Annotated in this window: 4 protein-coding genes and 1 pseudogene; 2 read left to right on the plus strand and 3 right to left on the minus strand. The window is 58.0% G+C overall.

The genetic code is table 11. The features are described from left to right. Window positions 1-305: 305 nt before the first annotated feature. Complete coding sequence (locus EN925_RS24695; RefSeq protein WP_127262932.1) at window positions 306-758, minus strand: hypothetical protein; 453 nt, start codon at window positions 756-758, stop codon at window positions 306-308. Between the two features lie 62 nt (window positions 759-820). On the opposite strand from EN925_RS24695, the pseudogene nifA reads away from it, so the two are divergent. After that, window positions 821-1,864: pseudogene (gene nifA, locus EN925_RS24700) on the plus strand (nif-specific transcriptional activator NifA); the annotation flags it as partial. A gap of 464 nt (window positions 1,865-2,328) precedes the next feature. Then, window positions 2,329-2,895 carry a sugar O-acetyltransferase gene (locus EN925_RS24705; RefSeq protein WP_024505228.1) on the plus strand — a complete coding sequence of 189 codons (567 nt, stop codon included), beginning with the start codon at window positions 2,329-2,331 and terminating at the stop codon, window positions 2,893-2,895. Between the two features lie 307 nt (window positions 2,896-3,202). On the opposite strand, the gene EN925_RS24710 is transcribed toward EN925_RS24705, so the two are convergent. Beyond that, window positions 3,203-4,096 (minus strand): SIR2 family protein, encoded by an 894-nt coding sequence (locus tag EN925_RS24710; protein WP_024505229.1) that lies wholly within the window; start codon window positions 4,094-4,096, stop codon window positions 3,203-3,205. Between the two features lie 34 nt (window positions 4,097-4,130). Then, on the minus strand, window positions 4,131-4,343 hold the full coding sequence (nifT, locus tag EN925_RS24715) for a putative nitrogen fixation protein NifT (RefSeq protein WP_024505230.1): 213 nt from the start codon (window positions 4,341-4,343) through the stop codon (window positions 4,131-4,133). Window positions 4,344-4,435 lie beyond the last annotated feature (92 nt).

Below are 4,435 nucleotides of genomic sequence, written 5' to 3' on the forward strand. Positions count from 1 at the left end.
TTCGCCATGGGCGGTACGAACGCAGTTCTGGCATTCAGGCAGGTGTAGAAGCCATGCAAGACGCCTCATTCGAGGTCACCTGTCGTATCTAGCTGCTTGAGGGGCGGGGCATTGTGATACAGGGAGGGCTGTGGGGTCCCTCCTTCTCGGCCTCGACGATGTGGGAGGAGCCTGTGCGGCGAAACGGGCTAGACGCCCCCAGGCCCAGAACTTGGGCGAAACCAACTCCCACCAAAGCACAGCCGCTTTAGTAGCCGAACAATGAAGCCTCGCTCGACGAGCCGCCGCCTCTACTGTCAGCGGCATCACGCGGTTGAAGCGAACAGCGCAGCGGCTACTGTTTCCCGCACAACTCGGACGGCAATTGGGACAAGTCCGCACATGTCGTCACGTAAGCTGAACGCCGCAGGTACAGCCAAATTGGGGGCGGGGCGTTTCTGCCGTTTTGATAGAATTCTATCAAACTGACAATTTTCCTTGCACGAATGCAAGGAGAGCTCGATTGACTCCCCTCCTTTCTTGTCAAGGATGGGTTTGCAGGCTGCGGTGCGGCAGAAGCCGGACAGAACGGCGACCGGTCGAGTAAAGGCCTGCGCAAACAAGCGCGCATATTGCGGGCGCCCGCACGGAGGAGAAGACGCTCGTCCTGGTGAAAGACAACGATGCTCAGGCGCCATTGCCATTTGCCGAGGGGGTCCGCGCGCCGGAAATTTCGAAGCAACAAAGGTGAGATCGAGAATGATGATGGCGAAATACAACACAGCTCACCGTCCAGTGCAGTTCTACCGGCGGGTGGCGGAGTGGGATGGGCTGCCAAATGGAACGTAAAAAGATCAGCAAGGAGATGCTTGGCGATAGTCAGGCGCTGCGCAAGCTGCGTGAGCACCTTGTCAAGGTGGCCAAGGCGAAGACTACGGTCCTGTTGCGAGGTGAATCCGGAACCGGCAAGGAGCTGGTTGCCAAAGCCATTCACGAGCTCTCGCCTCGCGCCAAGCAGCCCTTCATCAAGGTCAATTGCGCGGCGCTCACCGAGACGCTTCTGGAATCTGACTTGTTCGGTCATGAGAAGGGTGCCTTCACCGACGCGAGCAGTTTGCGCAAGGGGCGCTTTGAGGCTGCCGACAAAGGCACATTGTTTCTGGACGAGATTGGCGAAATATCAGGTTCGTTCCAGGCTAAGCTGCTGCGTGTCCTGCAGGAGCAGGAGTTTGAGCGCGTCGGCAGCAACCACACCATTAAAGTTGATGTTCGCGTGATTGCCGCAACGAACAGGGACTTGGAAACGGCAGTTCAACGCAAGGAGTTCCGGCAAGACCTCTATTATCGCATCAACGTCGTCACTTTACGCGTGCCGGCATTGCGCGAAAGGCGAGGTGATATTCCGCTCTTGGCCGCTCAGTTTCTCAAGAATTTCAATACTGAGAATGATCACACGCTGACCTTCGCTCCCGAAGCGATTGAGGTGCTAATGAACTGCGAATTTCCAGGTAACATCCGAGAGCTCGAAAACTGCGTTCAACGGACGGCAGTTCTGGCGACGGGTCCATCAATCCTCAGAACTGACTTTGCCTGTTACGCGGATCAGTGCTTGGCCGCGGCGCTGTGGAAGAACGGACAGCCGACGTCAGAGAAGTCGACTACGATCGAGCCTTCCGCCGCCTGTGCCGCCCCGCCCGTCGGCGACGGGCAAGCGCCGATAGGCCCTGCCACGACTCGTGGTAGGGTGCCCGATGCCGATACGGTCATTGCTGCCATGGAAAAGTGTGGCTGGGTGCAGGCAAAGGCGGCGCGCCTGCTCGGTTTGACCCCGCGCCAGATCGGCTACGTGCTGAGAAAACGCGGTATCGAGATCAAGCGTCTCTGAAACAACCCGCCGAGCAAGAGCTGGAGCAGGTCAAGCATTGGTGCTCTGGCGCCGAGCCCATCGGCCAGGCTTACGAAGTGGGTGTGAACAGCGCTGCCAAGATTCCGGCCGTGTGCTTTCTACCACCAGTCGTACTGGGGCTCTGCGACTGACAAACTAAAAAGGAGTAATCCTCTGGCGGGACCTGGTCGATACATTAGCTGATGGCTTACCGCTCGATATCACGCAATCTGAGATGGGCATGAAAGTGAGTTCGACCGCTGGACAGTTGCCGACTTCGTCAGGTATTGGCCCCTGCGACCGGTTGATCTCCGATATCCAAATTCTTGGAAGTTGGTCGAGACGAAACTGTCGCCCCGGCTCGTGACCGACCGCGCGCCCGGCAAGATCGAGTTACAAAGTTGCCGAGGCAGTTTGATGTGCGTTCCTGCATCACTGTACGGGACACGACCTGACGGGAGACTATGATGCGTAGCCAAAAAGAAAAGATGCTCGCAGGCGAGTTTTACAATGCGGCGGATCCGGAGATCCAAGCTGACCTGTTGGCAACCGGGGCTTGGCTCAAGCGGTACAATGATACGCTGGGGCAGACCACGGGGCATTGGCATGAGCTTTTGTCCGAGCGGCTGGGAGAGGTTGGGCGCGGAACGGTCATCCGTCCGCCCTTTTTTTGCGACTACGGATTCAATATCCGCATTGGAGCCAATGCCTACATCAACTTCAACTGCGTTATTCTTGACGTGGTAGAGGTCAAAATCGGGCAAGGAACGGCAATTGGGCCTGCTGTGCAGATTTATACCGCCGATCATCCACATGATGCCGAGCAGCGGCAGGCCGGCCTGCAGGTCGGGCGTCCTGTTCACATTGGCAGCCGTGTCTGGATCGGCGGTGGAGCAATCATTCTGCCTGGCGTCACGATTGGTGATAATGCAGTGGTAGGCGCTGGCTGCGTGGTCACACGAGATGTTCCCGCCGGGGCAAAGGTAGTGGGAATTCCTGCTCGCGTGGCCGACCCACATAAACAGGCATAATCAACCTCGTTGACCCTGGAGGTGCATGCGAACTGTCGAAACTGTGCCGAATTTTTGTCGAAGCCATTGAGCGCTGCATATGTTGTCGCGACTCGGGCGCTTCAGTTCTTTTGCCACGGGGGTCACAAGATCATGTGCGTAATGCCGCCGCAACGTGCTCACGTCCCGCAGCAGCGGACCCTTTCACATGGCCCAACGAATTCAGAGCCTACGTTGTGCTGCCACTAGCATTACTGCTCACGAATGTATTCCCAACTGAGTTTTCGCCCTTGGAGGCAAGCAGCGACTCACCAGCAATCGCCGGCCATTAATCCTGGCTAGCATCGACCCCGACGAGGCGAGCCGCGGCGTTGCGGATCGGCATGTCGATGACCGTGATTGCGCCTTCGGCAAGGAAACGACGTTCGTTTCTGGTCAGCGTAGCCGAATCGATCACCGCAAAATGTGGGCCAGTGGAGCGCTTCATCAGCTGTCTGGCATATGTGCGCAGCATCTGATCGTTGAAGCGGCAGCCCACGAAGAAAAAACCCCGGTTGACGCGCCGTTGCTTCACCGCGTCCGGGATCGGCGTCTGGATATCAATTTCGGTTAGGACTTCGACGTAATCGGAATCAGCCACGAGGAAGTTTGCCGCCGGCCTGACGCTGCCGTGCGGCGCATAGAGCACCGTCCTAGCCACTTGTTCGGCCTCGAGTTCTGTTCCTGACAAATCGTAAGTTCTCGTCCAGATGTTACCGATTCCGGTCGCGCGCGTCGTTCCTTGTATCTCGACAACGTCTGTTTGGCCGGCCTCTGCAAGGGCTGCTCGCATGGCGCCATCGTACCAGCTGTCGATGATGACAGACAGTTGAAGGGTTGCGAGCCAGGCGTGAAGAACGGTCGGCTCGGCGGGGGCTGCGAATATCTCCGCCATCCACGCTTGGAGAGTCCGACGATGTCGGCGCTGCTCGATAAACTGCGCGACCGACCACATATTGGTGCGAATCCTGGAAGGGGCAGGCGCCCGCTTGTTGAGGGCCGCGGCGACATCTTCAGGGGTGCAAGGTACAGGGGATTCCGGTGGGTTAAGCTGCAGAAGACCAGGACCGAGATAGGGGATCACTCGATCGGCCTTGAGAGCGCCGTTCAGCAGGTCAATCAGTTTTTTGGCAAAACTGCCCCGGACGACGACGAGATGGTCCCAGCTCAGCATCGTGTTCATACGCGTTTCCTCTCCGCCACTGAACCCACCGGCATCAGGCCCCGTCGGAAATCTTCATCGCCTCGACGGTGATCGGCAAACGCGTGTCGCGCGGAAGGTCGGGCAGCATGAGCCGCCAACCGTTCCTGAGCGTCACGGTCCCGCCCCATAAGTCAGCGTTCTCAATCTCGGTGATCGGCTCTTCGAGATCCTTCTTGGGGACATAAGCCGACAAGCCAGTAGCGGTCCTGCGAATCATTACTTTCATCCGGCTGTTCCCCCGTTGGAAATGCCTTCAGCTCCGCAGGGAACCTCGACTTTGTCGAGGCTAATGAGTTCGCGCGCTCGCATGCCGACGAC

The organism is Mesorhizobium sp. M7A.F.Ca.US.006.04.2.1 (assembly GCF_004022915.1).
In the GTDB taxonomy this organism is placed as follows: domain Bacteria; phylum Pseudomonadota; class Alphaproteobacteria; order Rhizobiales; family Rhizobiaceae; genus Mesorhizobium; species Mesorhizobium ciceri.

Coding starts and splice junctions, on each gene's coding strand:
- EN925_RS24705 (WP_024505228.1), top strand. CDS start 2,329: ATGATGCGTAGCCAAAAAGAAAAGATGCTCGCAGGCGAGTTTTACAAT.
- EN925_RS24710 (WP_024505229.1), bottom strand. CDS start 4,096: ATGAACACGATGCTGAGCTGGGACCATCTCGTCGTCGTCCGGGGCAGT.
- nifT (WP_024505230.1), bottom strand. CDS start 4,343: ATGAAAGTAATGATTCGCAGGACCGCTACTGGCTTGTCGGCTTATGTC.